This is a genomic window from Geodermatophilus arenarius (assembly GCF_042654585.1).
GTDB lineage: Bacteria > Actinomycetota > Actinomycetes > Mycobacteriales > Geodermatophilaceae > Geodermatophilus > Geodermatophilus arenarius.
The window spans coordinates 1-26,975 of sequence record NZ_JBHSGR010000035.1 but is presented as its reverse complement, the minus strand read 5'-3'; the positions used below and the strand labels follow the sequence as shown (position 1 = coordinate 26,975).

The window sequence follows — 26,975 nt, the reverse complement described above, 5'->3', positions numbered from 1 at the left end:
CCGCTGCAGCTCGGCGGCCTTCTGCTCCCGCGACAGCAGCGCCACCGGCAGCCGGCGGAAGGGTGCGGGCAGCTCGATCACCGCGTCGAGCAACGCCTGCTCGACCGGTGACCGGTACTCCGCGACCTCCTCCACACCCCGCACGCTACGGCCGGGGTACGACAGTTCCCGCAGCTCAGGGGGGCATGCGACCGAAGAAGATCACCGCACGCTGACGCGGCGGCCGGGCTCCAGCAGCTCGGCGGTCATCCGGGCGGCGCGGCGCAGCGCCTCCCGCTCGGCGGCGTACCCGCCGAGGACGCCGACCACCGGCAGCTGGGCCAGTGCCCGCGCGCCGATGCGCCCCTTGGGCCGGGCGTCGAGCGCCTCGTCGATGCGGCCGAGCAGCCGGGAGGCCCGCCAGATGGTGCGCACGACGCCCCGCAGGCCGGCCCGCTCCTCCTTCGCGCCGATCGCGGTCTCGGTGTAGGCGCCGCGCACCCGTTCCAGCAGCGGGCGGACCCGGCCGGGCGGGAGGTCGCGGTCGAGCAGGACCTCCGACAGCAGGGAGACCCGCTCTGCGGGGTCGGTGACGCCGTGCTCGTTGGCCACGCCGAGCACCACGAGCGACTGGACCGCCGTCCCGACGGTGTTCTGCAGCGGCAGGAGGTCGGCCAGCCGGCCGGCCACCCGCGGCAGGCTGCTCGCGACCGCGCCCACCTGGGCGGCCTGCTCGGCCCACCAGGCGTCGCGCTGGGTGGTCGGGAGCTCCGGTGGGCGGGCCAGCCGCCGCACGAGAGGGGCGGTGAGCCGGTCCAGCCGGCGCAGGACGTCGACGACGACGGCGTCGCTCAACGGGGGTGCCATGCCCATGGGCTACCCGTGGCGCGGCGCTCGTACCGTGGCCGTCATGGCCGCACGCGGGTACGGGCGGGCCCGCCGCTGGACGGTCGTGGTCGGGCTGGTCGCCGTCCTCGCGTCACTGCCCGCGCTCGTGGGCGCACTGCCGGCCGACGACGCCGACGTCCCCGCCGCCGACCTGCGGGAAGCCGTCCTCGCCAGCGACGCCGTCGGCTTCTCCGGCTACGCCGTCTCGGCAGGCGGGCTCGCGCTGCCCGTGGGCGACCAGCTGCCCGCCGTCGCCGACCTGCTCAGCGACCGCACCGCGATGCGCGTCTGGTGGCGCGGCCCCGAGGAGCACCGCGTCGACGTCGTGTCGGCGACGGGGGAGACCGGCGTGCACGTCGACGTGGGCGGCACGTGGACGTGGGAGTACGAGTCCGCGACCGCCACCCGCACCGCCCCGGCCCCGCTCACCCTGCCCGCCCCGCCGGACCTGGTGCCGGCGACCCTGGGCCGGCGGCTGCTGTCGGAGGCCGCCGACGACGAGCTGTCCCGGATCGGCGCCCGGCGTGTCGCCGGCCGCGACGCGCTCGGCCTGCGGCTGGTGCCCGCGGCGCCGGCCGCCTCGGTGGCGCGCGTCGACGTGTGGGCCGACGCGGGGACCGGCCTGCCGCTGGCCGTGGAGGTCGTCGCCGGCGGCGCGTCGGTCCCCGCGCTCGACACCCGCTTCCTCGACCTCGACCTGACCGTGCCGCCGGCCGGCGTCATCGCGTTCGTCCCGCCGGCCGACGTCCGCGCCCGGGCCGGCCAGGACGCCGAGGGCCTGCTGCGCGAGGCCGACCGCCGGCTGCGGCTCGTCCCGCTGCCGCGCGAGCTGGCCGGCCTGCCGCGGCGGGAGCTGGCCGGGGCGCCGGAGGTGATCGGCGTATACGGCAGCGGCGTGACGCTGCTGGCCGTGGCGCCGGTCCCCGGCCGGCTGGCGGCGGCCGTCCGCTCCGCGCTGGCCGCCGCCCCCGACGCCGTGCGCGACGAGCGCGGCACCCGGGTCGCCGTCGGTCCGCTCGGCCTGATGCTGCTCGACACCCCCGGCTCCGGCACCTACCTGCTGACCGGGACCATCACCCTCGACGCGCTCGCCGACGCCGCGGCCGGGCTCCCCGGGGTGCCGTCGTGAGAGTGCTGTCGTGACGTCGGTGGTCGTCACCCGGGGGCTGGTCAAGCAGTACGGCCGGGTGCGCGCGGTCGACGGCATCGACCTCGACGTCCGCGCCGGCGACGTCTACGGCTTCCTCGGCGCCAACGGCTCGGGCAAGACGACGACGGTGCGCATGCTGCTGGGGCTGGTGCTGCCCACCCGCGGCGAGGTCGAGCTGCTGGGCGAGCGGATGCCGCGGGCCGGGCGCCGGGTGCTGCCCCGCGTGGGCGCGCTGATCGAGGGCCCGGCGCACCACCGGCACCTGTCGGGCGCGGCCAACCTGGCGCTGCTCGACGCCGCCGGCCCGGGTGGCTCCCGCCGCACGCGGCGGCGGCGGATCGCCGAGGTGCTCGACCAGGTCGGCCTGGGCGGGGTGGGCCGGCGGAAGGTCGGCGCCTACTCCCTCGGCATGCGCCAGCGCCTGGGCCTGGCCGGCGCGCTGCTGCGCCGGCCGGAGCTGCTGGTCCTCGACGAGCCGACCAACGGCCTGGACCCGCAGGGCATCCACGAGATCCGCGAGCTGCTGCTCGAGCTGCACCGCGGCGGGACGACGGTGTTCCTCTCCAGCCACCTGCTGGCCGAGGTCGAGCAGCTGTGCAGCCGGGTCGGCGTCCTCGACCGCGGGCGGCTGGTGCTGCAGGACGAGATCGCCCACCTGACCGCGCCCACCGGCGCCACCGTCGTCGACACGCCGGCGCCCGAGCGGGTGCGCGCGGTGCTCGACGGGCGCGTGCTCGGCACCGACGGCGGCCGGGTCGTCGTGCGCGGCGCGGACCCGGCGGAGGTCAACGCGCTGCTCGTCGGCGCCGGCGTCCCGGTGGCGGGGCTCGCGCTGCAGCGGCCCACGCTCGAGGAGGTCGTGCTCGCCGCCGCGGGCACCAGCGCCGACCGGGTGGAGCGGGCGTGATCGGCAGGGAGCGGGCGTGATCGGCGTCGAGCTGCGCAAGACCTTCGGCCGGCCGCGCACCTGGACGACGATCGCCGTCCTCAACGCGCTGCCGGTGCTGGTGGCGGTGCTGCTGCAGGTCACCGACCTCGCGCCGCGGCCGGGCGAGGGCCCGCCGTTCCTGTCCGCCGTCCTCACCAACGGGCAGCTGTTCCCCCTGGCCGCGCTGGCGATCGTGCTGCCGCTGTTCCTGCCGATCGCGGTCGCGGTGGTCAGCGGCGACGCCGTCGCCGGGGAGGCGCAGGCCGGGACGCTGCGCTACCTGCTCGCCCGCCCGGCCGGCCGCACCCGGCTGCTGGTGGCCAAGCTGGTCGCGGTGCTGGCGTTCGTCGTCGTGACCGTCGTGGTGGTCGCCGCCGTCGGCTACCTGGTGGGCACGCTGCTGTTCGACGCCCAGCCGGTCGCGGCCGGGACGTCGGTGTCGGGGACCTCGCTGACGCCGGAGGAGCTGGCCGGCCGGACGCTGATGGCGATCGGCTACGTCGCGGTCTCCATGCTCGGCGTCGCGGCCTTCGGGCTGTTCTTCTCCACGCTCACCGACTCGCCGCTGGCCGCCGCGCTCGGCGCGCTGGCGGTGCTGGTGACCTCGTCGCTGCTGTTCACCCTCGACGCCGCCTCGCCGATCGCGCCGTACCTGCCCACGCGCTACTGGCTGGCGTTCGTCGACCTGTTCCGCGACCCGGTCCTGTGGCGCGACGTCGTCCGCGGGCTGGCGCTGCAGGGCGTGTACGTCGGCGTGCTGCTGACCGCGGCGTGGGCGAACTTCACCACCAAGGACGTGACCAGCTAGCCGCCGAGGCGGGCGCAGTCGGCGGGGCCCAGCGGCACGGGGTCGCCCGGTGCCAGCTCGGCCAGCACGATGGCCTGCACCAGCGGGTCGCGCGGCAGGTCGCCGTGGCCGACCTCCGCCTGCGCGCACACCGACTGCACGGTCAGGTTCAGCGCGCCGTCGAGGTGGGCGGAGTCCGGCGGGGTCACCGTCGCGTCCTGCGTCGTCCACACCGACACCCACGTCGGTCCGGTGGGCGTCTCGTCGTCGGCGTTGAGGCCGGCGAGCAGCTCGCTGTCGGTGGCCAGCTGCTGGCACGCCTCGGGGCACTGGCCGGGCGCGACGCCGGCGGCGAGGTCGGCCAGCGTGGTCCCGTGGTGCGGCGAGCCGAGGGTCACCACCCGGCGGGCCACCTCCGCGCCGTCGCCGGCGGCCCAGAGCCGGGCGACGACGCCGCCGGCGGAGTAGCCGACGACGTCGACGCTCCCGGCGTCCGTGCGCTCGAGCGCGGCGTCGGCGGCGTCGTCCAGCGCGCCGGCCGCGGCGGTGAGGTCGCCGGTGCCGTTGCCGGGCAGCGCGACCACCGTGGCGTCGCGGCCCGCGGCGGTCAGCCGGTCCGCCAGCGACGTGAGCGAGCCCGTGGCGCCGCCGTAGCCGGGGACCAGCAGCACCGGGCCGGGCTCCTCCTGCGACACCGGCGCGGCCGGGCCCGGCCCGTCCGCCCGGGTGAGGAGCAGGACGGTCGCGGCCACGGCGGCGACGAGGAGGAGGGCCAGCACGGCGAGGACCAGGCGGCGGCGGGCGGGGGACAGGCCGGCGAGCACCCGTCCACTGTCCCCGGTCCCGCCGGCGTCGGCCCGCACTGGGAGAGACTGCGCCGGTGAGAGGGTGCCCGTGCTGAGCCGCGACGAGTACCTCGCCGAATGGTCGCGGTGGCACGGCGGCACCGACCCGGCCGCGAGCCGGCTGGTGCACGGCTGGCTGTCGCTGGCCTACGCGCTGGCCCGCGCGCTGTCCTGGCTGCCGCCGCTGGCCGCCACCGCGCTCGGCCTGCTCGTCGCACTGGCCGCCGTCGGCCCGGCGCTGGCCGGCGGCGCGTGGCTCGTGGCCGGTGGCCTGCTGATCGGCCTGTCGGGCCTGCTCGACTCCCTCGACGGCGCGCTCGCGCTGGCGGGCGGGCGGGCGTCGCGGCGCGGCTACGTCCTCGACTCCGCCGTCGACCGGCTCACCGAGGCCGCGTACGCGCTCGCGCTGTGGGCGGCCGGGGCGCCGGGCTGGCTGGCCGCCGTCTTCGGGGCGCTGTGCTGGCTGCCGGACTACCTGCGCGCCCGGGCCGGGCAGGCCGGGGTGGCCGAGACGGGGGCGATCTCGGTGTGGGAGCGGCCCACGCGGGTGGCGATGGCCGGGTTCACCGTCGGCGGGGCCGGGATCGTCGCGGCCACCGGCCTGGACGCGCTCGCCGGCGTCGACGACGGCCCCGCGGTCGTGGTCACCGCCGGGGCCGCCGTCGGGGCCGTGCTCGGGCTGGTCGGCACGGCGCAGCTCGGGATCTCGCTGCGCCGGGCGCTGGGGGACTAGAGCCCGGCCGGGGATCTCGTGCGCCGGGACTCCTGGCCGTGTCCCCAAGCGGCCCGGTACGGGACAACTGTGGCTGGACCCTCACGCGGCTCGTGGCGGGCCGAGCCCGTCCGCGTCGGTGACGGTCGACCCCGTCGAGGACCGGGGACAAGCCCTCCGCGACCGTCCGAACACGAGGGGAGAACGGGATGCTGCTGGCCATCCGGCTGAGGGATGCGATGAACGCCCATGACCTCGAGGCGTTCCTCGACTGCTTCCACGAGGACTACAGGAGTGAGCAGCCAGCACATCCCGGCCGTGGTTTCGCCGGTCGTGAGCAGGTGCGGGCCAACTGGTCGGCCGTGTTCGCCGGAGTGCCGGACTTCTCAGCGACGCTGCTCGGCCACTGTCAGGACGGGGACCGTGAGTGGTCGGAGTGGCGGTGGACCGGCACGCGCGCGGGCGCCGGCGACCTGGACGTGGCGGGGGTGGTCGTCCTCGGTGTCCGTGACGGCCGCGTCGCGTGGGGGCGGCTCTACATGGAGCCCGTGTCGGGGGAGGAGGAGGGCATCGACGCGGCCGTGCGCACGATGACGGGCGAGGGGCCTGGGGACGGCTGAGGCCACCTCCGGGGTGGCCGTCCCCGGCCGGGCACGGGGACGGTCGGGCGACACGGCTGCCGACGACGTCGCCCGGACGTCCCACCCCGCCGCCTCCGGGCCGAGACGGCGGGGTCGCGGTCCGCAGGACGCGCCCTAGTCGTTCGCCTCGGCGTGCTCGGTGAGGCGGTCCAGCGCCGCCTGCTTGTCCGGCTCGGGGTCGCTGCGCCAGCCGCAGGCGCAGACGGCGACGTGGTCGCCGAGGCTGCCCTTGCCGTGGCCGAGGTCGAGCTTCTCCATGGTCGCGAGGGTGTGCCGGTCGCTCATGGGACGGCCCTACCCGTTCCGTCCCGGTGCACGCCGGGGCGCGTGTGACCGGGACCGCCTTCTAGGGTTGCCGTGCTCGCCGTCCCGCCCGCCCGTCCCGAGGAGCCCCCGTGCCCGTCGTCGTCACCGGCTCCATCGCCACCGACCACCTGATGACCTTCCCCGGCCGGTTCACCGAGCAGTTCGTCGAGGGGCAGATGGAGAACGTCTCCCTGTCCTTCCTCGTCGACGACCTCATCCAGCACCGCGGCGGCGCCGGCGCCAACATGGCCTACGGCCTGGGCCTGCTCGGCCTCTCGCCGGTGCTGGTCGGCTCGGTGGGCAGCGACTTCGCCGACTACGACGCCTGGCTCACCCGCCACGGCGTCGACACCCACGCCGTGCGGTGGTCCGAGCTCAAGCACACCGCCCGGTTCGTGTGCACCACCGACGCGGTCAACAACCAGATCGCGTCCTTCTACTCGGGTGCGATGAGCGAGGCCGGCGAGATCGAGCTCGGGCCGGTCTGCGACCGCGTCGGCCACCCCGACCTCGTCGTCATCGGCCCCAACGACCCGAAGGCGATGGTGCGGCACACCCAGGAGTGCCGGGACCGCGGCTACCCCTTCGCCGCCGACCCCAGCCAGCAGCTGGCCTGGGCCGACGGCGAGATGATCCGCGAGCTGGTCGACGGCGCGGACCTGCTGTTCACCAACGAGTACGAGTCGGCGCTGCTCACCCAGAAGACCGGCTGGGACGCCGGGGAGGTCCTCGCCCGGGTCGGCACCTGGGTCACCACGCGCGCCGCCAAGGGCGTGCTCGTCCGGCAGCAGGACGCCGCCCCGATCGAGGTCATCGCCGTCCCCGAGACCAAGCCGGTCGAGCCCACCGGCGGCGGCGACGCGCTGCGCGCCGGGTTCATCGCCGGCCGCACCTGGGGACTGAGCCTGGAGCGGGCCACCCAGCTGGGCTCGGCGGTGGCCACCGAGGCCGTCGAGGTCGTCGGCACCCAGGAGTACGAGCTGCGCCGCGAGCCGTTCCTCCGGCGGTTCGCCGCGGCCTTCGGCGACGACGCCGCGGCCGAGGTCGCCGAGCACCTGCCCGCCTGACCTCCTCGCCCGGGAGCGGGCGGTCACCTGCCGCGGACTTGCTCGCCGATCGAGGGGTCCTCGGCCCACCGGGTGTAGGGGATGCGCGGGATCGCGCGCACCTCGCCGACCGTGCACCACTCGTTGCCGCCGAGCCGGGCCAGCGGCCGCAGCGCCTCGATCCGCGGGCGGCCGTCGCGGACGGCGTCGGCCCACACGCTGATCCACTCGACCCGGCCGAAGACGACGGTGCTGTCGCCGAGGCGCACCGTCGAGTGCAGCGTGCACTCGATGCTCACCGGCGACTGCGCCACCCGCAGCGCGCCCACCCGCTCGCTCGGCTCCAGCCGGACGCCGGCGGCCTCGGCCTCGCTCTGGTCGGGCGGGAAGTCGGTGCCGGTGGCGTTGGCCTGCTCGAACAGCTCCTCGGGGACCAGGTTGACCGTGAAGTCGCCGGTGGCCTCGACGTTGTTCAGCGAGTCCTTGCGGCCCACCGAGGTGAACTGCACGACCGGCGGCCGCACGCACGCCACCGTGTAGAAGGAGTGGGGCGCCAGGTTGTGCACCCCCTCGGCCGAGCGGCTGCACACCCACGCGATCGGCCGCGGGACCACCACCGAGTTCATCACCCGGTAGAAGTCCGTGGGGCGCATGTCCCCGGGGTCGAAGGCGGTGCGGGCCGGGCTGCTCGAGGGCGAGGTCACGCCCCATCCTGGCCTGGGTCAGGGCAGCGCGCGTCCGCGCCAGGTGAGCGTGCCCCGCCGGTGCCCGGCCACCGACCCGGCCAGCAGCACGTCCAGGGCCAGCAGCGACAGCGGGTGCGTCAGGGTGTCGGGCCACACCCGCCCGCCGGTCGCCGCCGCGCTCACTGCCCGCCCGGCCACCCCGGCCAGCCAGCCGGCCAGGCCCGCCCGCGACCCGCGCAGCGCCGCCAGCGGCGGGACGACGCCGACGGCGGTGAGCACGGCCGCCGCGGCCACCGACGCCGCCGGCGACCCGCCGACCGACGCCCACAGCGACTTGCCGTAGCCCGCGCGCATCGCCGCCCAGCCGTCGTACATCCGGCACTCGGCCAGCGTCGCGCCCGCCGCCGGCACCGCCCGCCCGCCGGACCGCTTGACCGCCCGCGCCAGCGCGACGTCCTCCACCACCTCCGCGCGCACCGCCGCGTGCCCGCGGGCGCGCAGGTAGCCGCGCCGGGTCAGCGCGAGGAACTGGCCGTTGGCCGCGGTCAGCGACGGCCGCGGCGAGCGCTCGGCCACCCGCAGCGGCAGCGTCGTCATCCACAACCACGGCGACAGCGGCTGCACCAGCCGCTCGGCGAGCGTGCCGGCCACCGGCCGGGGCCACGGGGAGACCAGGTCCAGGCCGTGCGCCTCGAGCAGCCACGCGGCGGCGGCCAGCGCGCCGGGCGCCACCCGGACGTCGGCGTCGAGGAAGACCAGCACGCCGTCGTCGGTCCCCGTCCGCGCGCCGACCCAGCAGGCGTGCGGCTTGCCCAGCCAGCCCTCCGGCGGGTCCCCGGCGGGCACCAGCCGCACCCGCGGGTCGCCGGTGCCGCGGACCACGGCCGCGGTGCCGTCGGTGGAGCCGTCGTCGACGACGACCACCCGCAGGTCCGGGACGCCGGCCGAGGCCAGCACCGCGGCCAGGCAGTCGCCGACCTGCGCCTCCTCGTTCCGGACCGGGACGACGACGGTGACCGGCCGGGTCGCCTCCGGCGGGTCGGCCGGCGGGCGGCGCAGCAGGACGGCGTTGACCGCGGCGTGCGCGGCGCCGGCGACCGCCAGGCCGGACAGGACCCGGACGACCGCGCCGCTCACCGGCGGCGGGCCTGCACCACGAGGACGGCGGCGACGACGGCGGTCAGCGCCGCGCCCCACGCCGCGGAGCCGGGCAGGTCCAGCCAGACGGCGTGCGCGAGCGCCCCGCCGGCCACCATCCAGGCGATCACCAGCAGCGGCGCGGCGTCGACGCGGACGGTCGGGGGGACGGCGAGCTCGAGCAGCGTCATGAGCACCAGCCCGGCGAGCAGCCAGCCGGCGAGGTTGGTCAGCGGCACGGTGTCGATGCCGGGCAGCCCCGGGGTGGGGTGCGCCCAGGTCCAGTAGCCGGCCTGCACCAGCTGCGGGTCGAGGACGACGTCCCAGCCGGCGAACACCGCCGCGGCGACGGCGAGCCGTGCGACCTGCCGGCGGCCCGGCCGCACCCGGCGGGTGAGCAGCCCGGCGAGGACCCGGCTCGGCCAGGCCATCATCAGCCAGGCCAGCGGCACGAGGAACGGCACGCCGAGCAGCGTCGGGCCGAGGGCGTCGCTGTAGGAGTAGGTGCCGTAGGGGACGCCGGTGGCCAGCCCGACCGACTCGAACGCGACCGCGGTGACCGCCACCAGCCCGAGCACCGCGGCGCCGGTGCGCGCGCCGTGCGCGGCGGCGGCCGAGGTCACCGACACCGCCGAGCCGAGCAGCACGATCGTCCAGGACACCGTGTCGCGGGCCGCGCCGTCGGTGAGCGGGTAGGCGACCGCGGCCAGCACCAGCAGCACAGCGAGGGCCAGCGGCAGGCGGGCGGGCGCGGGTGCCCGCCGGAGAGCCGCCACACCGGGACCCGCTGCTGCGCTCACCGGGCCGCCCGCGCGAGCCGCCCCGCCGCCGCACGGGCGCGGGCGAGCGGCCGCCGGTCGGCGAGCACCACCCGCGCCGCCGTCCGGCCGGAGTTGCCCGAGACCCCGCCGCCGGGGTGGGTGGAGGCGCCGGCCAGGTACAGCCCGGCCAGGCCGGGCACCCGGTAGCCGGCCAGCGCCGGCGTCGGGCGCAGCGAGAACATGCTGGCCAGGCCCATCTCCACGTGCATGACGTTGCCACGCGGCAGCGACAGCTCGCGTTCCAGCAGCACCGGCGTCTGGACGTACACGTCCTGCACCGAGGCGGCGAAGCCGGGGGCGTACCGGTCGACGGCGGCCACCAGCCGCTGCGCCTCGGCGTCGGCGAGGGCGTCCCAGTCGCCGCCGTCGGCGAGGGCGTAGGGGTACCACTGGCCCCACACGGTGACCACGTGCCGCCCGGGCGGGGCGAGGGTGTCGTCGCCGGCGGAGAAGGACATCGCCAGCGGCACCGGCTCGCGCGGCAGCCGGCCGCCCAGCCAGTCGCCGTGCGCGGCGGCCAGCTGCCCGCGGTCGGTGCACAGCAGCTGCAGGCCCTGCGCCGACACGGCCGGGTCCACGCCGGGGTAGGCCGGCAGCGCGTCGGTGAGGCAGCGCAGCACGAGGCCGAAGCCGTTGCCCACCGGTGGGGCGGCGTCCGCGAGGGCGGGCGGGGCGGCCTCGCCGGCGAGGTCGCGGGTGGCCAGGACGTGGCAGGCGGCGACGACGACCGGCGCGGACACCCGCCGTCCCGACTCCGTCTCGACGCCGGTGACGCGGCCGCCGTCGGTCAGCAGCCGCGCGGCGCCGTCGCCGAGGACGACCCGGCCGCCGTCGGCCTCCAGCCGGCGCCGGAGCGCCTGGGTGAGCCCGCCGGAGCCGCCCACCGGGTGGCCCGGCGGGGTGTCGTGCAGCAGCGCCACCCAGGCGACCATCGCCGCGGTGCCGGGCTCGCTCGTCGGCGGGCCGGACTGCGCGCCGAACCAGGCCAGCGCCGCCTTGAGCCGCTCGCTGGTGAACCAGCGGTCCAGCAGCGCGTCACCGGAGCCGAGGAAGTCGGCGGCGAGGTCGCCGCCGGGGGTGCGCGGGGCGCCGCCGGTCGGCGCGCCCAGCGGCCAGAACGCGCGGGCCAGGCCCAGCGGGGTGGGCCGGCGGCCGAAGGAGTCGACGACGGCCCGGCTGCGCGGGCCCCAGACGCCGACGAACCGGCGATAGGCGTCGGCGTCGTCGGGCCCGCAGGCGGCGGCGATCGAGGCGCAGGTGGCGTCGAGGTCGACGGAGAACACCAGCGGGCGGCCGTCCGGGCCGGGGTCGCCGGGCGCCGGGGCGGGCGCGAAGCCCCACGGGTCGCAGTCCACGTAGCGCAGGCCGTGGGCGGCCAGGTCGAGCTCCTCGACGACCCCGCTGTGCCGGACGATCACGTGCGCGCTGGAGCCGCGGTCGACCCGGACCCCGGGCCAGCGCTCCACGGTGGACACCGCGCCGCCGAGGACGTCGTCGCGCTCGACCACCTCGACGGCCAGCCCGGCGCGCGCCAGGTAGCAGGCGGCGACCAGCCCGTTGTGGCCGGCGCCGACGACGACGGCGTCGACGGCCCGGTCCGGCTCCCGCACGCTCAGGTGCCGGGGACCGGCCGCAGCGGCAGCCGGGCGCCGAGGATGGCGAAGGGCCGGGCGTCCCCGGGGAAGTGGTGGCCGCGGGCGAGGTCGACGAAGCCGTCGGCGTGGTACAGCCGGAACGCCTTGGTGTCGGCGTCGGGGGTGGACAGCAGCGCGGCCGGCGCGTCCACGCCCTCCACCAGCGCGTGCAGCAGGCGCCGGCCCAGCCCGCGGCTCTGCGCCTCGGGGTGCACGTGCAGCTCGCACACCTCGAACGCGCCGGGCAGCCAGCGCTTGGCGGTCCGCCGGTCCAGCGCCGCGCGCACCTGGTCGTGCCACCACTGGCCGGGGGCGACGAGGTAGCCGTAGCCGAAGCCGACCAGCTGCTCGCCGTCCGGGGTGGCGGCGAAGGCGCCGACCGCGCGGAAGCCGGGGCGCTCGGTGTGCTGGACGGCGTAGCCGTAGCGGCCGGCGACCACCGAGGCGTCGTACCCCATCGCCTCGCCGTAGATGGCCAGCGCCTCGTGCATGTGCTCGCGCAGCCAGCCTGCGGGCAGTTCGGTCACCCGCGTCGCGGGCGTCGTGCCGGTCACGGGGGTCTCCTCGTTCACGGGCCCACCGCGGCGGGGTGGGGAGCGGCGGCCGGACCGTCGGCGGTCGGGCCGCTCCCGACCTCGGCGGGGGTGCCGGCGGTCAGTCGCAGCAGCTCGTCGTAGCTGGTGGGGAAGACGGCCGACGGGTGGCCGGCGGCGGCCCAGACGTGGTCGTACCGGGCCAGCTCGACGTCGACGAGCGTGCCGATCGGCCCGGGGTGGCCGATGGGGGCGACCCCGCCGATCGGCTGGCCGGTGTGCTCGCGGACGAAGGCGGCCGAGGCGCGCTCCACGCGGGGCACGCCGAGCAGGGCGGCCACCTTCGCGACGTCGACCCGGTGGGCGCCGCTGGTCAGCACGAGCAGCGGCTGCCCGCCGACGTCGAACACCAGGCTGTTGGCGATGGCCCCGACCGGGACGCCGAGCTGTGCGGCGGCCGCGGCGGCGGTGTGCGCGCCGTCGGCGAGCTCGTGGACCCGCCCGGTGGCGCCGGCCCCGGCGAGCAGGTCGGCGATCGCGGCCACCCGGGGGTGGGCGGGTCGGCTCATGCGCTGATCCTGCCACCGCTGTCGGACCCCCGCCGTACCGTCCGGCACGCGGTCGGGAGGGGCTCCTCCCGGGGAGGACGCGGTGGCGCGTCCGGCTTGACGGGACCGGCGCGGTCGGGTCTACTCGACGTGTTCGAACACACGTTCGAACAGGTCGGCCACCGCCCCGGGACCTTCCCCGCCCGGGCGGTGGGCGGACCGTCGGACGGCACGGGGTGGGGAGACGGGCATGAGCCGGGTGCTGGGTGACGTCGGCGAGCGGGCCGGCGAGGAGGTGCAGGTCGAGCGCGGTCCGCTCGGGCCGGCGCAGTTCTGGCGCGGGCAGGGCCGCTACGTCGTCGGCGAGCTGCTCGACTCGTGGGTCGAGACCGCGCCGTGGTGGCAGCGGGCCGCCGGCACCTCCGGCGGCGCCTCGGCCGACCTGGTCGCCCCCCGCGAGGTGTTCCGGGTGGAGGCGCTGCGGGCCGGCCGCTCGCGGATGAGCTTCGCCGGTGTCTACGACCTGTGCTGGGACGCCGCGGACAACCGCTGGTCGCTCGTGCGGGTGCACGACTGATGGGCGCCGCGCGCGCCGTGGCCGAGCAGCTGCCCCTGCCCCCGCCGCTCCCGGCGGCCGCGGGCCAGCTGCTGGACCAGGCCACCCGGGCCCTGGCCGAGGCCCGGCACGCCCCCGACGCGTGCCGGCGCTACGCCACCGCGCACCTGGCGGCGCTGCGGGCCGCCGCGGGGGTGCTGGCCGCCCGCACCCGGCCGGAGAGCGGCCGCCGCCGGCCGCGCAGCGCCTGGGTGCTGCTCGAGCAGGTCGCCCCCGAGCTGGGGGAGTGGGCCACCTTCTTCGCCGCCGGCGCGGCCAAGCGCGCCGCCGCCGAGGCCGGGCTGTCCCGCGCGGTCACCGAGCGCGAGGCCGACGACCTGGTCCGCGACGCCGGGACCTTCCTCGCCGTGGTCGAGGAGCTGCTGGCCACCACGCCCGAGCCGGCGCCCCGGCCGCGCGTGGTCGGCGGCACCGCGCACCGGCCCGCCCGCGGGCGGTGAGCGGGGACCCCTTCGTCCACCTGCACGTCGCCTCCGGCTACTCCCTGCGGTATGGGGCCAACCACCCGGCCGACCTGGTCGCGCGCGCCGCCGAGCACGGCATGACGACGCTGGCGCTGACCGACCGCGACGGTCTGTACGGCGCGGTCAAGTTCGCGCTGGCCTGCCGGTCGGCCGGGCTGCGGCCGGTGTTCGGCGTCGACCTCGCGGTCGCGCCGGCGGTGGACACGACCGTGCCGCCGGCACGGGCGCACGTGCTGGGCGAGGACGAGTTCTCCCTGCGCCGTACCGGGCACGCCCCCGCGCGGCCGGCGCCGGCGCGGCGCAGCCCCGTGCGGGGCGGCGCCGGCGTCGACCCGCGGCTGCCGCGGGTCACCTTCCTCGCCCGCGACGGCGCCGGCTGGCGCTCGCTGTGCCGGCTGACCAGTGCCACGCACCTGCGCGGCACCCGCGGCGAGCCGGTGGCCTCGCTCGCGCTGGCCGCCGAGCACGCGCCCGGGCTGGTCGCGGTGCTGGGACCGGACTCGCCGGTGGGCCGGGCGCTCGCGGCCGGGCGGGCCGACGTCGCCTCCGCGCGGCTGGACGCCTGGCGGTCGGTGTTCGGCCCGGGCTCGCTGGTGCTGGAGGTGGTGCACCACCGCGGCCGGGGCGACCGCTCCCGCGCCCAGCGGCTGCTGCGCTTCGCCGAGGAGGAGGGCGTGCCGGCGGTGCTCACCAACGCCGTCCGCTACGTCGACGCCCTCGACGCGCCCACCGCCGACGTCCTCGACGCCTCCCGGCGGCTGGTCGCCCTCGACACCCGGCACGTCGACCGGCGCACCGCCGAGGGCTACCTCAAGTCGGGCAAGGAGATGGCCGAGGTCGCCGCCGACCTCGCCGGCCCCGACCGCGACGCCGCGCTGCGGCTGACCGAGCGCACCGCCCGGCTGGCCGAGCAGTGCGCCGTCGACGTCCGCGAGGACCTCGGCATCGGCACCGTGCGCTATCCCGAGCTCGACGTCGTCACCGCGCCCGGCGAGCGCGGGACGGACCCGTCCGAGGTGCTGCGCGCCCGCTGCGAGGCCGGGCTCGGCCGGCGCGGGATGGCCCGCACGGAGAAGGTGACCCGGCGGCTCGAGGAGGAGCTCGCCGTCATCGACTCCCTCGGCTACCCCTCCTACTTCCTCACCGTCGCCGACGTCGTCGACCTGATCAGGGGCCTGCGGGTCCGGGCCGCGGCGCGCGGGTCGGGCGCGGGCAGCCTGGTCACCTACCTGCTCGGCATCTCCGACGTCGACCCGATCCGCTACGGCCTGCTGATGGAGCGGTTCCTCTCCCCGCTGCGCCACCAGCTGCCCGACATCGACATCGACGTGGAGTCCGCCCGGCGGATGGAGGTCTACGACGCGGTCCTCGACCGCTTCGGCGCCCACCGGGTCAGCTGCATCTCGATGATGGACACCTACCGGGTGCGGCACGCCATCCGCGACGTCGGCGCCGCGCTCGGCCTGCCGCCGGCCGAGATCGACGCCGTCGCCAAGGCGTTCCCGCACGTCCGGGCCAACCAGGTGCACGCCGCGCTGCGCGACCTGCCGGAGCTGCGGGCCAGCCGGATGGGCTCGCGGCGGGGCGGCGGCACCGGCGACCTCGACCTGCTGTTCGACCTGGTCGCCCGGCTCGACGGCCTGCCCCGGCACATCGCGCTGCACCCGTGCGGCGTGCTGCTGTCCGACGCCACGCTGCTCGACCGGACGCCGGTGGAGAGCAGCTACCTCGGTTACCCGATGAGCCAGTTCGACAAGGACGACGTCGAGGAGCTCGGGCTGCTCAAGCTCGACCTGCTCGGCATCCGGATGCAGTCGGCGATCGCGCACGCCCTCGACGAGGTGGCCCGGGTCGACGGCGAGACCGTCGACGTCGACGCCGTCCCGCGCGACGACCCGACGACGTTCGAGCTCATCCGCAGCACCCGGACGCTCGGCATGTTCCAGATCGAGTCGCCGGGGCAGCGGGAGCTGGTCGGCAAGTTCGGGCCGGAGACGTTCGAGGACATCGTCATCGACATCTCGCTGTTCCGGCCCGGGCCGGTGAAGAGCGACATGGTGACGCCGTTCCTGCTGGCCCGGAACGGCTGGCAGGACCCGGTCTACCCGCACGAGGACCTCGCGCCGTTCCTGCGGGAGACCGCCGGGGTCGTCGTCTTCCACGAGCAGGTGCTGCAGATCGTGGCGCAGATGACCGGCTGCGACCTCGCCCAGGCCGACGAGGCGCGCCGCGCGCTGGGCGACCGGGAGCTGCACCCGGAGGTGCGGGCCTGGTTCGTGCCCGAGGCGCTGCGGCGCTACCCGGTCGACGTCGTCGAGAGGGTGTGGGAGGTGCTCGTCGCCTTCGGCTCGTTCGGGTTCTGCAAGGCGCACGCGGCGGCGTTCGCGCTGCCCACCTACCAGTCGGCGTGGCTGAAGACCCACCACCCGGCGGCCTTCCTCGCGGGGGTGCTCACCCACGACCCGGGCATGTACCCGAAGCGGCTGATCCTCGACGACGCCCGCAACTTCGGGATCCGGGTGCTGGGCCTGGACGTCAACGCCTCGACCGGCACCTACCGGGTGGAGCGGCTCGCCCCCGCGGACCGGCGGGAGGACTGGCGGCGGCCGGAGTGGATGCCGGCGGCGATGCCCGACCCGTCGGGCTACGGGATCCGGCTGTCGCTCACCGACGTCAAGGGCATCGGCGAGGACGAGGTGGAGCGGATCGTGGCCGGGCAGCCCTACCGGTCGCTGACCGACTTCTGGTCGCGGGCCGCGGTGTCCCGGCCGGTGGTCGAGCGGCTGGTGCTCGCCGGCGGGTTCGACTCGCTCTACGGGTTCGGCGTGCGCGACCGCGAGGCCGGCCGGCCCACCCGCTCGCGCCGGTCGGTGACCCGCCGCGACCTGCTGCTGCAGATCAGCGAGCTGGACCGGTGGAGCCGCAGCGGGGCGAAGGCCGGGTCGGTGGGGCAGCTCAGCCTGGACCTGCTCGGCCTCGACCCCGGGGACGCGGGACCCCCGGGAGGAGGCGGTCCCGAGGAGACCGGGCCGGAGTGGGGCGGGGGGTCCGGGCTGCCGGAGTTCACCGACGCCGAGCTGGTCCGTGCCGAGCTGGAGGTGCTCGGGCTGGACGCCAGCCGCCACGTCGTCGACTTCTACCGGCCGTTCCTCTCGGCGATCGGCGCGGTGCCGGCGGGGGAGCTGCTCGGTGCCCGCAGCAGCGCCGAGGTGCTGGTGGCCGGGGTCAAGGTGGCCACCCAGACCCCGCCGATCCGGTCGGGACGCCGGGTGGTGTTCGTGACCCTCGACGACGGCACCGGCTGCACCGACTCGACCTTCTTCGAGGACGTGCAGGGCCCCTACGCGGCGACGGTGTTCCACTCGTGGCTGCTGGTGATCCGCGGGGTGCTGCGGCGCACCGGCCCGCGCGGGGTGTCGATCCGGGCCACCGGCGCCTGGGAGATGCCCGCGCTGTACGAGGCCTGGGAGACCGGCGGCCTCGCCGCGGTGGCCGAGCACATGGCCGCGCCGGGGGAGTACACCGACCAGGCCATAGCCGGGGCGGCGGCCTCGCACGGCTCGCGGCCGGTGGTGGTCAAGCCGGTGCTCGTGCACCCGACCGGCTTCCGCATGTCGCCGTACGCGGACGTCAAGCCCGCCGGGGACGACGCCGCGACCGCCGCCCGGAGCGCCGCGGCAGGACGGAGCGCCGCGGCAGGACGGAGCGCCGCGGCAGGACGGGGCGCCGCGGCAGGACGGGGCGCCGCGGCAGGACGGAGCGCCGCAGCGGCCGCGCCGCGCAAGCTCTGGCACTCCAGCCCGGGCAGCTCCGGCCACTGACGCCCGCCCGCCCCGCACCGGCCGGCGCACCGATGAGTCCCGGGCGTCCGCGGCGTCTGCCCTCCCGAGCGCCGGCGTCCCGGCCGGCACCGTGGAGGAGGACAGCCGTGCCGAAGCAGATCCCGTGCCTGTGGTTCGACACCGAGGCCGAGGAGGCCGCGCGCTTCTACACGTCGATCTGGCCGGACGCCGAGGTCCTCGGCACCGTCCGCTACGGCGCCGAGGACCCCGCGCGGGAGGGGCAGGTCCTCACGGTCAGCTGGCGGCTCGGCGACACCGAGTACGTCGGCCTCAACGGCGGCCCGCAGGACTGGCGGTTCAGCGAGGCCATCTCCTTCCAGGTCCTGTGCGCCGACCAGGCCGAGGTCGACCACTACTGGGACCGGCTCACCGACGGCGGCCAGGAGGCCCCCTGCGGCTGGCTGAAGGACCGCTTCGGCGTCTCCTGGCAGGTCGTGCCCGTCCGGCTGCTGGAGCTGCAGGCCGACCCCGACCCCGACCGGCGGCGCCGCGCCGTCGAGCAGATGTTCACGATGCGGAAGATCGTCATCGCCGACCTGGAGCGCGCCGCCGACTCGGTCTCCGCCTGAACCGGCCGCGGGCCGGTGCGGGGAGACCCCCGCCACTAGGGTCGGACGGGTGACCGCCCCCGCACCGTCCACCGGCGAGCAGCTGCCCGTCCGGACCGCCGCGGTCTGGGCCGCGCTCGACCCGCTGGCCGGCGCGGGGACCCCGCTGCGGGTCCTCGACGTCGGCGGCGGCAGCGGCGTCTTCGCCGTCCCGCTGGCCCGCCGCGGCCACGAGGTCACCGTCGTCGACCCCAGCGCCGACGCGCTGGCCACCCTCGAGCGCCGGGCGCAGACCGCCGGGGTGGGCGACCGGGTCCGCGGCCTGCAGGGCGACGGCGACCTGCTGCACGAGCTGCCCCTCGGCAGTGACGGTCCCGACGGCGGCGGCTACGACCTCGCGCTGTGCCACGCGGTGCTCGAGGTGGTCGACGACCCCGCCACCACCCTCGGCGAGATCACCCGCGCGCTGCGCCCCGGCGGCCGGGTGAGCGTGGCGACCGCCAACCGGGCCGGCGCCGTCCTCGCCCGGGCGCTGGGCGGCCACCCCAAGGAGGCGCTGGCCCTGCTCGAGGACCGCGACCCCGCGCCCGGCCGCACCCGCCCCGCGCGCCGCCGGTTCGCCGCCGAGGACCTGCTCGCGCTGCTGCGCAACGCCGGGCTCGAGCCGGAGGAGTGGCGCGGCGTCGCCGTCGTCGCCGACCTGCTCGACGCGAGCTCCGGCGCCGACCCCGAGGCCGTCCGCCGCCTCGAGCTCGCGCTGGCCGGCACCTCGCCCTACCGCGACATCGCCGCCGGCCTGCACGTCCTGGCCACGCGCCCGTGACGGCGCTGCCGCCGGACCTCGTCCGCCCCGCCTACGGCGCGGCCAGCCTCGCCGACGTCCTGCCCGGCGCGGCCGCCGCCCTGGGGGTCGGCGTCGACCGCGGCGGCCTGCCCGCCGACCCGCTCGGCCTCACCGCGGCCCTGGCCGGCGCCCGCCGGGTCGCGGTCCTGCTCGTCGACGGCCTCGGCGCGCACCTGCTGCGCGCGCACGCGCACCTCGCCCCGGCCCTCGCCGCGCTGGCCACGCCCGCCGGCGACCTCGCCGCCCCCTGCCCGAGCACCACCCCGGTCAGCCTCGCCACGCTCGGCACCGGCGTCCCCCCGGGCGGGCACGGCGTCCTCGGCTTCGTCACCGCCGTCCCCGGCGAGGACCGGCTGCTCAACCACGTGCAGTGGGCCGACGACCCCGACCCCCGCGACTGGCAGCCCCGCCCCACGGTCTTCGAGCAGGCCGCGGCCGCCGGCCTGCCGGTCACCGCCGTCGCCCCCTACGCCTACGCCGGCTCCGGCCTCACCACCGCCGTGTACCGGGGCGCGGCCTACGCGGGCACGGTCGGCGCCGGTGACCTCGCCGCCGTGCTGCTGCAGTCGCTGGCCGCCACCCCCACCGGGCTGGTCTACGGCTACACCCCCGAGCTCGACCTCACCGGCCACGTGCGCGGGGTCGACTCCGCCAGCTGGCGGGTGCAGCTCACGCTGGTCGACCGGGTGGTCGAGCAGGTGGTCGCCGGCCTGCCCGACGACGCCGCCCTGCTGGTCACCGCCGACCACGGCATGCTCGACGTCCCCGCCGGCACCCGCCTCGACGTCGACGACGAGCCCGCCCTGCTCGACGGCGTCGCGCTGCTGGCCGGCGAGCCCCGCGCCCGCTACGCGCACACCGTCCCGGGCGCCGCCGCCGACGTCCTCGACGCCTGGCGCGGCGTGCTCGGCGACCGGGCGTGGGTGGCCGGGCGGGAGGAGGCGGTCGCCAGCGGGGTGTTCGGCGCCGTCGGCGAGGGGATGGCCGCCCGCATCGGCGACGTCGTCGCGCTCGCCCGCGGCCCGTGGGCGGTCACCGCCTCGGCCACCGAGCCGGGACCGAGCCGGCTGGCCGCCTACCACGGGTCGCTCACCGACGCCGAGGTCGCGATCCCGCTGCTGCTCGCCCGCGGCCGGGCGCTGGCCTAGCGGCCGGGCTCAGCGGACCGGGGACACCGACAGCGCCGTCCACGTGCGCGGGTGCGCCGCGTGCACCGCCCGGCAGGTCAGCTGCGCCGCCTCGTCCGCCGGCCGGCTCTCCACCCGCACCACGACGTCGCCGTCCGCGCCGCCGAGCACCACCTCGAACCGCTCGACGCCGTCGGCGTCCTCCGCCGCGGTGGCGGCCAGGCGCCGGGAGCCGCGCACCGGCAGGTCGTCGATGCCGAGCAGACCCAGCCGCTCACGGGCGGCCTGCTGGGCGGCCTGCGCGGGCAGCGGCAGCCCGGCCCGCCCGCGCAGCCACGGCAGCGCCACCTCGCCGCGCGCGTGCGCCGCGACCAGGTCGGCGCCGTCGCCGGGCACCTGCCCGTAGGCGAACCCGTGCGGCAGCACCAGCACGTTGGAGGCGAACCGGCAGCCGCCGAGGTGGCTGCACTCCCAGACGTCGGCGGGCGCGGGCATCGCCGCGGCCAGCGGCCGGCCGCGCAGCGCGCAGCAGGCGTCGTGTTGCCCGTGCGTGCACACCAGGTACACCGGCCGGTCGGCGCGCTCGCCCACCGAGCCGTCCCAGGGCGCCTCGACCAGGTCGGCGTCGTCGGTGCGGGTGGACCACCACAGGCCCTCGCGGCCCGGGCGGCCGTCGGCGTAGGCCCAGCGGCGCCCGGAGTCCGCGGCCCGGTCGCCGGGCCGGCGGACGAGCAGCACCCGCACGCCCTCGGCGCGGGCGCGCGCGGCCAGCCGGGCGGTCACCGCCGGGTCGATGCGGGAGCCGGTCAGCGCGTCGCGGCCCCACGGGCCCGGCTGCTCGACGAGCAGCCAGCGCTGCGCCGGCCCGGCCGTGGCCACGGGGGAGTCCCCCCGGACCAGGGCCGTGACCGAGCAGCGGGTGGCGTCGAGCCGGCCGGCGCGCGCGGGGACGGGAGCGGTCACCCGGGGGCAGGTGACGGGGTCACGACCCGGTCCCGAGGGCGTCGGCACGCTCCCCATCGTCCCCGCCGGCGTCGGGCGCCGGGGCGCCCGGTCCGTGCGGGCCCGGCTCGGGGGCGGTGGCCGGGACGCCGTCGAACCCGTGCGCGCCCTGCACCGCCGCGTCGGCGACGAGCGCGATCGACTCGGTGACCAGCCGGCGGGCGAGGACGAGGCGGTCGTCGGCGTCGAGGCCGGCCAGGTCGGCGACCTTGAGCTCGCCGGCGGCCAGCAGCCCCTCCAGCGCGGCGCGGGTCGAGGCGGGGAACTCCAGCCGGCGGCGGCCGGCCAGCAGCGCCACCCGCTCGCCCTCGGCGGTGGCCGGGGCCTCCCGCAGCGCGCAGCGCAGCCGGCGGCGCAGCCGCAGCACGGTGTCCGGGGTGAGCGCGGCCGCCGCGGTGGCCTGGGCCAGCGGCGCCACCGGCTCGGGGCGGACCTGCGACCAGGTCCGCGAGCGCAGCCGCTCGGCGACCTCGCCGGGGTCCACCCGGCCCAGCCACTCTTGCAGCGCGGTCACGACGGTGGCGACATCGTCGCGGACCGACGCCGGGCCGGACAGGTCCAGGCCCAGCGGCAGGGCGCGGCGCAGCTCCCGGTCCTCGGCGGCCAGCACCCGCACCAGGTCCAGCGCGGACTCGGCCGCGGCCCAGCGGGTCACCGTGTGCACGCCGATGGTCAGGTGCGCGCTGGTCTGCCCGAGCGCTACCGCCGAGTGCAGGTAGCCGCGCGGCAGGTAGAGGGTGTCGCCCGGGCGCAGCACGGCGTCGACCACCGGCTCGCGCCCGGCGGCCGCGGCGACGGCGGCCCGGCGGTCGGTCCACGGCTGGGTGCGCAGCGGCTCCTCGAGCACCGGCTCGTGGACGGTCCAGTGCTTCTCGCCGGCCACCTGCAGCACGAAGACGTCGTGGACGTCGTAGTGCGGGCTGAACCCGCGCGAGGACGGCGGCGTGACGTACGCGTTGACCTGCGTGGGGTGCCCCAGGTCGGCGGCGAGCTGGTCGGCGAACTCGATCAGCGGCGGCCACAGCCGGTGCAGGCCCTGCAGGACCACGGTGCTGCCGTCGGCGAACAGCCGCAGGACGGCGTCGGAGGAGACCTGGTCGGCCACCTCGGCGCCGGCGCCACCGGAGGTGGTGAACCGCTGGGCGTCGACGACGGCGCCGTCCTTGGCGATGCGCAGGAACGGCGTGCGCAGGCCGCGCCGCGACAGCAGCTCGTCGACGTCGGTCAGCGTCAGCAGGTCGGTGAACGACTCCCCGGTGTCCTCGGCGCGGGCGAGCAGCGGGCGGCGGGACCAGTACTGCTCGGCGAAGACCGCGGGGTCGAGGTGCGTGCACCGGCGCAGGGCCGGGCGGGCGTCAGCCCCGCCCGGCCCCGCGGCGGTCGGGTCCTGGCTCAGGCCGAACCGTCCGCGCCACCGTCGGCACCGCCATCGGCGCCACCGTCCGCACCGCCGTCCGCACCGCCGTCGGCACCGCCGTCGGCGCCACCGTCCGCGCCGCCGTCAGCACCGCCGTCGGCACCGCCGCCGGCCGCGCCACCGTCGGCCGGGCCGTGGCCCGCGCCGCTGTCGGCACCGCCGTCGGCGCCGCCGTCGTGCTGGCCGGGCGTGCCCTCGCCGGCTCCGCTGTCGGCCGGACCCTCCGTGCTGGTCATGTCGTCGTCGTCGAGCGCCATCGGGCTCCTCCGGGATCCGGGTCGGGACCGTCCGCCGGACGGCGGTCGGTGGTGTCCCACCTACCTCGCCCGTGGGCCGGTCACACATGCGCCGACCAGCGTCTTCCCGACGCGCCCGGACACGCCGGGGACGGCGCGCCGCCTCCTGGGGAGGGCCGCTAGTCTCCGAACACGTGTTCGAACGGGGAGGTCGCGTGGGGTCGTCGGGGGGGCGTGCCGAGGGGTGCACGGTGCTGCACGTCGACATGGACGCGTTCTTCGCCAGCGTCGAGGTGCGCCGCCACCCCGAGCTCGCCGGCACGCCGGTCATCGTCGGCGGCGCGGGCAACCGCGGGGTGGTCACCTCGGCCACCTACGAGGCCCGCGCGTACGGCGTGCACGCCGCCATGCCGACGGCGCGGGCGCTGCGCCTGTGCCCGACGGCGACCGTGCTGCCGGGGGACACGGCGCTGTACGCCGAGGTGTCCCGCGCGGTCATGGCGCTGTTCCGGTCGGTGACCCCGCTGGTGGAGCCGCTGAGCCTGGACGAGGCCTTCCTCGACGTCGGCGGGGCCGGGCGCCGGCTGGGCGACGCCGCCGAGATCGGGGACTACCTGCGCGCCCGCGTCTTCGACGAGCAGGGCATCACCTGCTCCGTCGGCGTGGCCGGCACCAAGTTCGTGGCCAAGCTCGCCTCCACCCGCGCCAAGCCCGACGGGCTGCTCGTCGTTCGCCCGGCCGAGGTCATCGACTTCCTGCACCCGCTGCCGGTCGGCGCCCTGTGGGGCGTGGGCGCGAAGACCGAGCAGGTGCTGCTGCGGCTGGGGCTGCGCACCGTCGGCGACCTCGCGCACGTCCCGGCGCGCACCCTGCAGCGGGCGCTGGGCCCCGCCGCCGGCGGCCACCTGCACGAGCTCGCCTGGGGCCGCGACCCCCGCCGGGTGGTGCCCGACGAGCCGGAGCGGTCGACCGGGCACGAGGAGACCTTCCCCACCGACGTCGACGACCCCGCGGTCGTCCACCGGGAGCTGCTGCGGCTGTCCGAGCGGACGGCGGCCCGGCTGCGCGCGGGCGGCTGGCTGACCCGCACGGTGAGCATCAAGGTCCGCTTCGCCGACTTCACCACCCTCACCCGCAGCCGCACCCTCGGCGTCCCCACCGACGTCGGGCAGGACGTGTACGAGACCGCGCGCGCCCTGTTCGACGCCCTCGGGCTGGACCGGGCGCGGATCCGGCTGGTCGGCGTGCGGGCCGAGCGGCTGGTCCCGGCCGGCCAGGCGCCCCGCCAGCTGGAGCTCGGCGCCCGCGAGCACGGCCGCCGCGACGCCGAGCTGGCCGCCGACCGGGCCGCCCGCCGGTTCGGCGCCGGCGCGGTGCGGCCGGCCACCCTGCTGCACCGCGACCGCGACCGCCGGGTGCGCTGAGACGGGCCCGGGGGACCGCCCGGGACCCCCCGGAGGGGTGGTCACGACGGCGGTACGGCGGGTCGCCGCGGACTCGCCTTTCGCACCCCGCCAACGGCTCGTATCCTCGGTGTCACCACCGGGTACGGGCCCGGCGGTGTCTGGCTCCGCCCACCTGGAGGTCTCGGTGCCGCTCTCCGAGCACGAGCAGCGACTGCTGGAGCAGATCGAGCGCGCCCTCGTCGACGACGATCCCAAGTTCGCCTCCTCCGTCCGCACCGGCGACCGCAGGCTCAGGGCGCGGCGGAAGCTGCAGCTCGGTGCGCTGCTGGTCGTGGTGGGCCTGGCCGTCCTCGTCGGTGGTGCCGTCGTCCCGTCCGTGCCGCTGGGCGTCCTCGGGTTCCTCGTGATGTTCGGCGGCGCCGCGCTCGGCGTCCTCAACTACCGCTCGGCCACCGGCGCCGTCGAGACCGGCCCGGCCGGTGCCCGCGGCGCGCAGGGCGGCCGTGGCCGGGGCGGCAGGCCCCGCAAGCAGCCGCTGAAGAACCGGCTCGAGGAGCGCTTCCGCCGCCGCTACGACCAGTAGCCCGCGAGACCCCGCGACGGCCGCCGTCCCACCCGGGACGGCGGCCGTCGCCGTTCCCGTGGCCGAGGGAGTCGACCCGTCCCGGGGGGACGAGGACGATGGGGCCTGCCCCACGAGCCGATCGGGAGGGGGGGTCCCGATGACGCAGACACAGCCCCTGGAGCACCTGTCCTTCGACCGTCCCGACGAGGTCCGGCACGGTGAGAACTGGCGGCTGGAGCTGCTGCACCTGGCCGGCGGCGCCGAGGTCGGCCGCATCACCGTCCAGCCCGGCTGGCGGTGGTCCGAGCACGTCCGGCCGGTGGCCGGCACGGACCTGTGCCAGGCCCCGCACCAGCAATACCAGGTCTCCGGCCGCATCCACGTCGTGATGGCCGACGGCACCGAGATCGAGTCCGGTCCCGGTGAGGTCACGTCGCTGCCGCCGGGGCACGACGCCTGGGTGGTGGGGGACGAGCCGGTCGTGGCCATCGACTGGCACGGCGCCTCGGTCTGGGCGGCCCGGCCGTAGCCCCGCCGGCCCGGGACCGGCGGGGCCGGCTCAGGCGGCGGGGTTCCGGCGGGGGAGCCTCGCGGTGACCGCGGCCGCGAGCGCGTCGCCCAGCGACGCGGGCCACAGCAGCGCCCGCAGCCGGGCCCGCGGCGCCGCCGTCGCGGTCAGCCCCCGCCGCGCCCGGGTCAGCGCGGCGCCCAGGGACGGGTCGGCGGGCGCGCCGGGGCGGCCGTAGCTGGCCGCCTCCTCCGCCCGGGCCAGCCGCCCGACCGCGACGGCCGCGTCGGGGACGCCGGCGCGGTGCGCGCCCCCGGCGACCGCGTCGCCCTCGAGGGTGCGGGTCAGCGCCGCCGCCTGCTGCCGCGGGGTCTGCGCGGGGTCCCAGGGCAGGCCGAGGTCCCGCGCGGTCGCGGCGAGCTCGTCCCACAGCGCGGCCGGGCTCCCGCCGGCCACCCGGCGGCGCCGCTGCAGCGCGCGGGCGCCGGCCAGGCCGGCCAGCAGCGCGGCCAGCCCGCCGAGCACGCCGGCGGCGACCAGCACCGGCCGCGCCGACGACGTCTGCGCGGCCGTCGTGCCCTGCGGGGTGGCGCCGTCCACGCGGTCCTGCTGCGGCGTCGGGGCGCTCTGCGGCGCGGTCGGCGCGGTCGGGACGTCCTGCGGGCGCTCGAGCACCTCCTGGTCGGCCGGCCGCGGCGCCCACGGCAGGTCGACGGCGCGCTCGCTGTCGATCGGGGTGGGGTCGAACGGCACCCAGCCGAGGTCGTCGAAGTACACCTCGACCCAGGCGTGCGCGTCGTCGCTGGTGACCAGCCGCCCGCCGCCGGGCTGCACCCGGCCGGGCGTGTAGCCCAGCGCGACCCGGGCGGGGATGCCCGCGGCCCGCACCATGGCGGCCATCGCCCCGGCGTACTGCTCGCAGTAGCCCTGCTTGAGCTGCAGGAAGTCGACGAGGTCGTCGCCGCTGGTGCCCGGCCGGGTCGCGAGGCTGTAGACGAAGCCGTTCGCGCGGGAGAAGTGGCCCTGGATGGCGCGCACCGCGTCGTAGGGGGTGGCCGCGCCCGCGGTGAGGCTCGCGACCAGGTCGGTGACGGCGGGGTCCAGCGGCGGCAGCGCGGTGTCGCGCTCGCGCACCGGCGAGCCGGGCGGCACCTCGCCGGCGGCGCGCAGGTCGTCCTCGGTGGGGCGGGCCTCGACGGCGGTGACCCGGTAGCTCTGGGCCGCGGTGGTGACGTCGCGGCCGAAGACGGTGCCGGTGGTGGGGTCGAACCGCCAGGCCCCGGGGTCGGCGATCTCCACCGTCAGGGGGGAGGTGAGCACCGGCAGGAACCGGTCGTCGTGGCCGACCGCGGTGATCGTGGCCTCGACCCGCCGGCCGTCGCGGCGCCCGGGCAGCGGCGCGAGGTCGTCGGGCTGCCCCACCGACGTCTCGCCGTCGAGGTTGCCCACCGTCCAGCCGTCCTCGGCGCTGTAGACGTCGAGGGTCACCACGCGCAGGTAGCCGGGGTCGAGTACCGAGGCGTCGAACCGCAGCAGGTCGATCGGCTGGGGCAGTGTGAGCTGGCCCTGCAGCGCCGCGGCCGCGTCGAGTGCGGTGCCGGTCGACCCGCCGCCGCCCCCGGGACCGAAGCCGGCGACCACCCGGCCCTCGGGCAGGGTCGGCACCACGCTGCCGCCCACCACGGCGGCGGCCAGCGCCAGCGCGGCGCGGCCGGCCCCGTCGAGCCCGCCGGGGCCGCCCCGCCCGACGGCCCGCGCG

General features: G+C 77.8%; 28 protein-coding genes. 15 read left to right on the top strand and 13 right to left on the bottom strand.

Annotation, left to right across the window (positions count from 1 at the left end):
• Positions 1 to 201 precede the first annotated feature (201 nt).
• Positions 202 to 846 carry a hypothetical protein gene (locus ACFO3M_RS21945; protein WP_387994096.1) on the bottom strand — a complete coding sequence of 215 codons (645 nt, stop codon included), beginning with the start codon at positions 844 to 846 and terminating at the stop codon, positions 202 to 204.
• Positions 847 to 889: 43 nt separating this feature from the next.
• Here ACFO3M_RS21945 and ACFO3M_RS21940 point away from each other — a divergent pair, with 43 nt between their 5' ends.
• Genes ACFO3M_RS21940 through ACFO3M_RS21930 form a run of 3 tightly spaced genes read left to right on the top strand, consistent with a single transcriptional unit; the run spans position 890 to position 3,753 of the window.
• Positions 890 to 1,996 (top strand): transcriptional regulator, encoded by a 1,107-nt coding sequence (locus ACFO3M_RS21940; RefSeq protein WP_387994093.1) that lies wholly within the window; start codon positions 890 to 892, stop codon positions 1,994 to 1,996.
• A 10-nt stretch (positions 1,997 to 2,006) separates the two neighbouring features.
• Positions 2,007 to 2,924: an ABC transporter ATP-binding protein gene (locus tag ACFO3M_RS21935; RefSeq protein ID WP_387994090.1), complete on the top strand. Its 918-nt coding sequence runs from the start codon at positions 2,007 to 2,009 to the stop codon at positions 2,922 to 2,924.
• A 16-nt stretch (positions 2,925 to 2,940) separates the two neighbouring features.
• Positions 2,941 to 3,753 (top strand): ABC transporter permease, encoded by an 813-nt coding sequence (locus ACFO3M_RS21930; RefSeq protein WP_387994087.1) that lies wholly within the window; start codon positions 2,941 to 2,943, stop codon positions 3,751 to 3,753.
• Here the strand turns inward: ACFO3M_RS21930 and ACFO3M_RS21925 are convergent.
• Positions 3,750 to 4,556 carry a lipase family alpha/beta hydrolase gene (locus ACFO3M_RS21925; RefSeq protein WP_387994085.1) on the bottom strand — a complete coding sequence of 269 codons (807 nt, stop codon included), beginning with the start codon at positions 4,554 to 4,556 and terminating at the stop codon, positions 3,750 to 3,752. The two genes, ACFO3M_RS21930 and ACFO3M_RS21925, sit on opposite strands and share 4 nt — an antisense overlap.
• Positions 4,557 to 4,620: 64 nt before the next feature.
• On the opposite strand from ACFO3M_RS21925, the gene ACFO3M_RS21920 reads away from it, so the two are divergent.
• Entirely contained in the window at positions 4,621 to 5,310 is a 690-nt protein-coding gene (locus ACFO3M_RS21920) for a CDP-alcohol phosphatidyltransferase family protein (protein WP_387994082.1), read from the top strand.
• A 188-nt stretch (positions 5,311 to 5,498) separates the two neighbouring features.
• Complete coding sequence (locus tag ACFO3M_RS21915) at positions 5,499 to 5,909, top strand: nuclear transport factor 2 family protein (RefSeq protein ID WP_387994079.1); 411 nt, start codon at positions 5,499 to 5,501, stop codon at positions 5,907 to 5,909.
• Between the two features lie 135 nt (positions 5,910 to 6,044).
• Here the strand turns inward: ACFO3M_RS21915 and ACFO3M_RS21910 are convergent, their stop codons facing one another.
• A complete protein-coding gene (locus tag ACFO3M_RS21910) occupies positions 6,045 to 6,215 on the bottom strand; it encodes a hypothetical protein (protein WP_387994076.1) in 171 nt (56 codons plus the stop codon).
• 110 nt (positions 6,216 to 6,325) lie between these two features.
• Between ACFO3M_RS21910 and ACFO3M_RS21905 the strand changes: the two genes are divergently transcribed.
• Positions 6,326 to 7,303: a carbohydrate kinase family protein gene (locus ACFO3M_RS21905; RefSeq protein WP_387994073.1), complete on the top strand. Its 978-nt coding sequence runs from the start codon at positions 6,326 to 6,328 to the stop codon at positions 7,301 to 7,303.
• Positions 7,304 to 7,326: 23 nt separating this feature from the next.
• On the opposite strand, the gene ACFO3M_RS21900 is transcribed toward ACFO3M_RS21905, so the two are convergent.
• Genes ACFO3M_RS21900 through ACFO3M_RS21875 form a run of 6 tightly spaced genes read right to left on the bottom strand, consistent with a single transcriptional unit; the run spans position 7,327 to position 12,662 of the window.
• Entirely contained in the window at positions 7,327 to 7,986 is a 660-nt protein-coding gene (locus ACFO3M_RS21900; RefSeq protein ID WP_387994070.1) for a flavin reductase family protein, read from the bottom strand.
• An 18-nt stretch (positions 7,987 to 8,004) separates the two neighbouring features.
• Entirely contained in the window at positions 8,005 to 9,105 is a 1,101-nt protein-coding gene (locus ACFO3M_RS21895) for a glycosyltransferase family 2 protein (RefSeq protein WP_387994068.1), read from the bottom strand.
• Entirely contained in the window at positions 9,102 to 9,881 is a 780-nt protein-coding gene (locus tag ACFO3M_RS21890) for a carotenoid biosynthesis protein (protein ID WP_387994065.1), read from the bottom strand. The genes ACFO3M_RS21895 and ACFO3M_RS21890 overlap by 4 nt, the downstream gene beginning before the upstream one ends.
• A gap of 20 nt (positions 9,882 to 9,901) precedes the next feature.
• Positions 9,902 to 11,536 carry a phytoene desaturase family protein gene (locus ACFO3M_RS21885; RefSeq protein ID WP_387994062.1) on the bottom strand — a complete coding sequence of 545 codons (1,635 nt, stop codon included), beginning with the start codon at positions 11,534 to 11,536 and terminating at the stop codon, positions 9,902 to 9,904.
• 2 nt (positions 11,537 to 11,538) lie between these two features.
• Positions 11,539 to 12,114 carry a GNAT family N-acetyltransferase gene (locus ACFO3M_RS21880; RefSeq protein ID WP_387994060.1) on the bottom strand — a complete coding sequence of 192 codons (576 nt, stop codon included), beginning with the start codon at positions 12,112 to 12,114 and terminating at the stop codon, positions 11,539 to 11,541.
• Positions 12,115 to 12,128: 14 nt separating this feature from the next.
• Complete coding sequence (locus tag ACFO3M_RS21875) at positions 12,129 to 12,662, bottom strand: YbaK/EbsC family protein (RefSeq protein WP_387994057.1); 534 nt, start codon at positions 12,660 to 12,662, stop codon at positions 12,129 to 12,131.
• A gap of 229 nt (positions 12,663 to 12,891) precedes the next feature.
• Here ACFO3M_RS21875 and ACFO3M_RS21870 point away from each other — a divergent pair, with 229 nt between their 5' ends.
• The 6 genes from ACFO3M_RS21870 to ACFO3M_RS21845 all read left to right on the top strand — a co-directional run bounded on the left by ACFO3M_RS21870 (position 12,892) and on the right by ACFO3M_RS21845 (position 20,103).
• Entirely contained in the window at positions 12,892 to 13,218 is a 327-nt protein-coding gene (locus ACFO3M_RS21870) for a DUF6504 family protein (RefSeq protein ID WP_387994054.1), read from the top strand.
• Positions 13,218 to 13,697, top strand: coding sequence for an SAV_6107 family HEPN domain-containing protein (locus tag ACFO3M_RS21865; protein WP_387994051.1), 480 nt, complete (start codon positions 13,218 to 13,220; stop codon positions 13,695 to 13,697). Before ACFO3M_RS21870 ends, ACFO3M_RS21865 begins: the two co-directional genes overlap by 1 nt.
• Entirely contained in the window at positions 13,694 to 17,542 is a 3,849-nt protein-coding gene (locus ACFO3M_RS21860) for a DNA polymerase III subunit alpha (protein WP_387994048.1), read from the top strand. The genes ACFO3M_RS21865 and ACFO3M_RS21860 overlap by 4 nt, the downstream gene beginning before the upstream one ends.
• A 107-nt stretch (positions 17,543 to 17,649) precedes the next feature.
• The gene (locus tag ACFO3M_RS21855; RefSeq protein WP_387994045.1) at positions 17,650 to 18,132 is read left to right on the top strand and encodes a VOC family protein; all 483 of its coding nucleotides are present in this window, start codon (positions 17,650 to 17,652) and stop codon (positions 18,130 to 18,132) included.
• Between the two features lie 49 nt (positions 18,133 to 18,181).
• A complete protein-coding gene (locus ACFO3M_RS21850; protein WP_387994042.1) occupies positions 18,182 to 18,934 on the top strand; it encodes a class I SAM-dependent methyltransferase in 753 nt (250 codons plus the stop codon).
• Positions 18,931 to 20,103, top strand: a complete 1,173-nt coding sequence (locus tag ACFO3M_RS21845) for an alkaline phosphatase family protein (protein WP_387994039.1) — start codon at positions 18,931 to 18,933, stop codon at positions 20,101 to 20,103. Before ACFO3M_RS21850 ends, ACFO3M_RS21845 begins: the two co-directional genes overlap by 4 nt.
• Positions 20,104 to 20,112: 9 nt before the next feature.
• Here the strand turns inward: ACFO3M_RS21845 and ACFO3M_RS21840 are convergent, their stop codons facing one another.
• The 3 genes from ACFO3M_RS21840 to ACFO3M_RS21830 all read right to left on the bottom strand — a co-directional run bounded on the left by ACFO3M_RS21840 (position 20,113) and on the right by ACFO3M_RS21830 (position 22,758).
• Positions 20,113 to 21,045: a sucrase ferredoxin gene (locus ACFO3M_RS21840; protein ID WP_387994037.1), complete on the bottom strand. Its 933-nt coding sequence runs from the start codon at positions 21,043 to 21,045 to the stop codon at positions 20,113 to 20,115.
• A 19-nt stretch (positions 21,046 to 21,064) separates the two neighbouring features.
• Positions 21,065 to 22,189, bottom strand: coding sequence for a cupin domain-containing protein (locus ACFO3M_RS21835; protein WP_387994035.1), 1,125 nt, complete (start codon positions 22,187 to 22,189; stop codon positions 21,065 to 21,067).
• A 287-nt stretch (positions 22,190 to 22,476) separates the two neighbouring features.
• Positions 22,477 to 22,758 carry a BatC protein gene (locus ACFO3M_RS21830; protein ID WP_387994032.1) on the bottom strand — a complete coding sequence of 94 codons (282 nt, stop codon included), beginning with the start codon at positions 22,756 to 22,758 and terminating at the stop codon, positions 22,477 to 22,479.
• A gap of 230 nt (positions 22,759 to 22,988) precedes the next feature.
• On the opposite strand from ACFO3M_RS21830, the gene dinB reads away from it, so the two are divergent.
• From dinB to ACFO3M_RS21815, 3 genes are all read left to right on the top strand, one after another.
• Positions 22,989 to 24,161, top strand: coding sequence for a DNA polymerase IV (dinB, locus tag ACFO3M_RS21825; protein WP_387994030.1), 1,173 nt, complete (start codon positions 22,989 to 22,991; stop codon positions 24,159 to 24,161).
• Between the two features lie 136 nt (positions 24,162 to 24,297).
• The gene (locus tag ACFO3M_RS21820; protein WP_387994028.1) at positions 24,298 to 24,726 is read left to right on the top strand and encodes a DUF3040 domain-containing protein; all 429 of its coding nucleotides are present in this window, start codon (positions 24,298 to 24,300) and stop codon (positions 24,724 to 24,726) included.
• Between the two features lie 139 nt (positions 24,727 to 24,865).
• Positions 24,866 to 25,237, top strand: coding sequence for a cupin domain-containing protein (locus ACFO3M_RS21815; protein ID WP_387994026.1), 372 nt, complete (start codon positions 24,866 to 24,868; stop codon positions 25,235 to 25,237).
• A gap of 30 nt (positions 25,238 to 25,267) precedes the next feature.
• Here ACFO3M_RS21815 and ACFO3M_RS21810 read toward each other — a convergent pair.
• A partial coding sequence (locus ACFO3M_RS21810; protein ID WP_387994024.1) for a transglutaminaseTgpA domain-containing protein occupies positions 25,268 to 26,975 on the bottom strand: 1,708 nt, incomplete at its 5' end.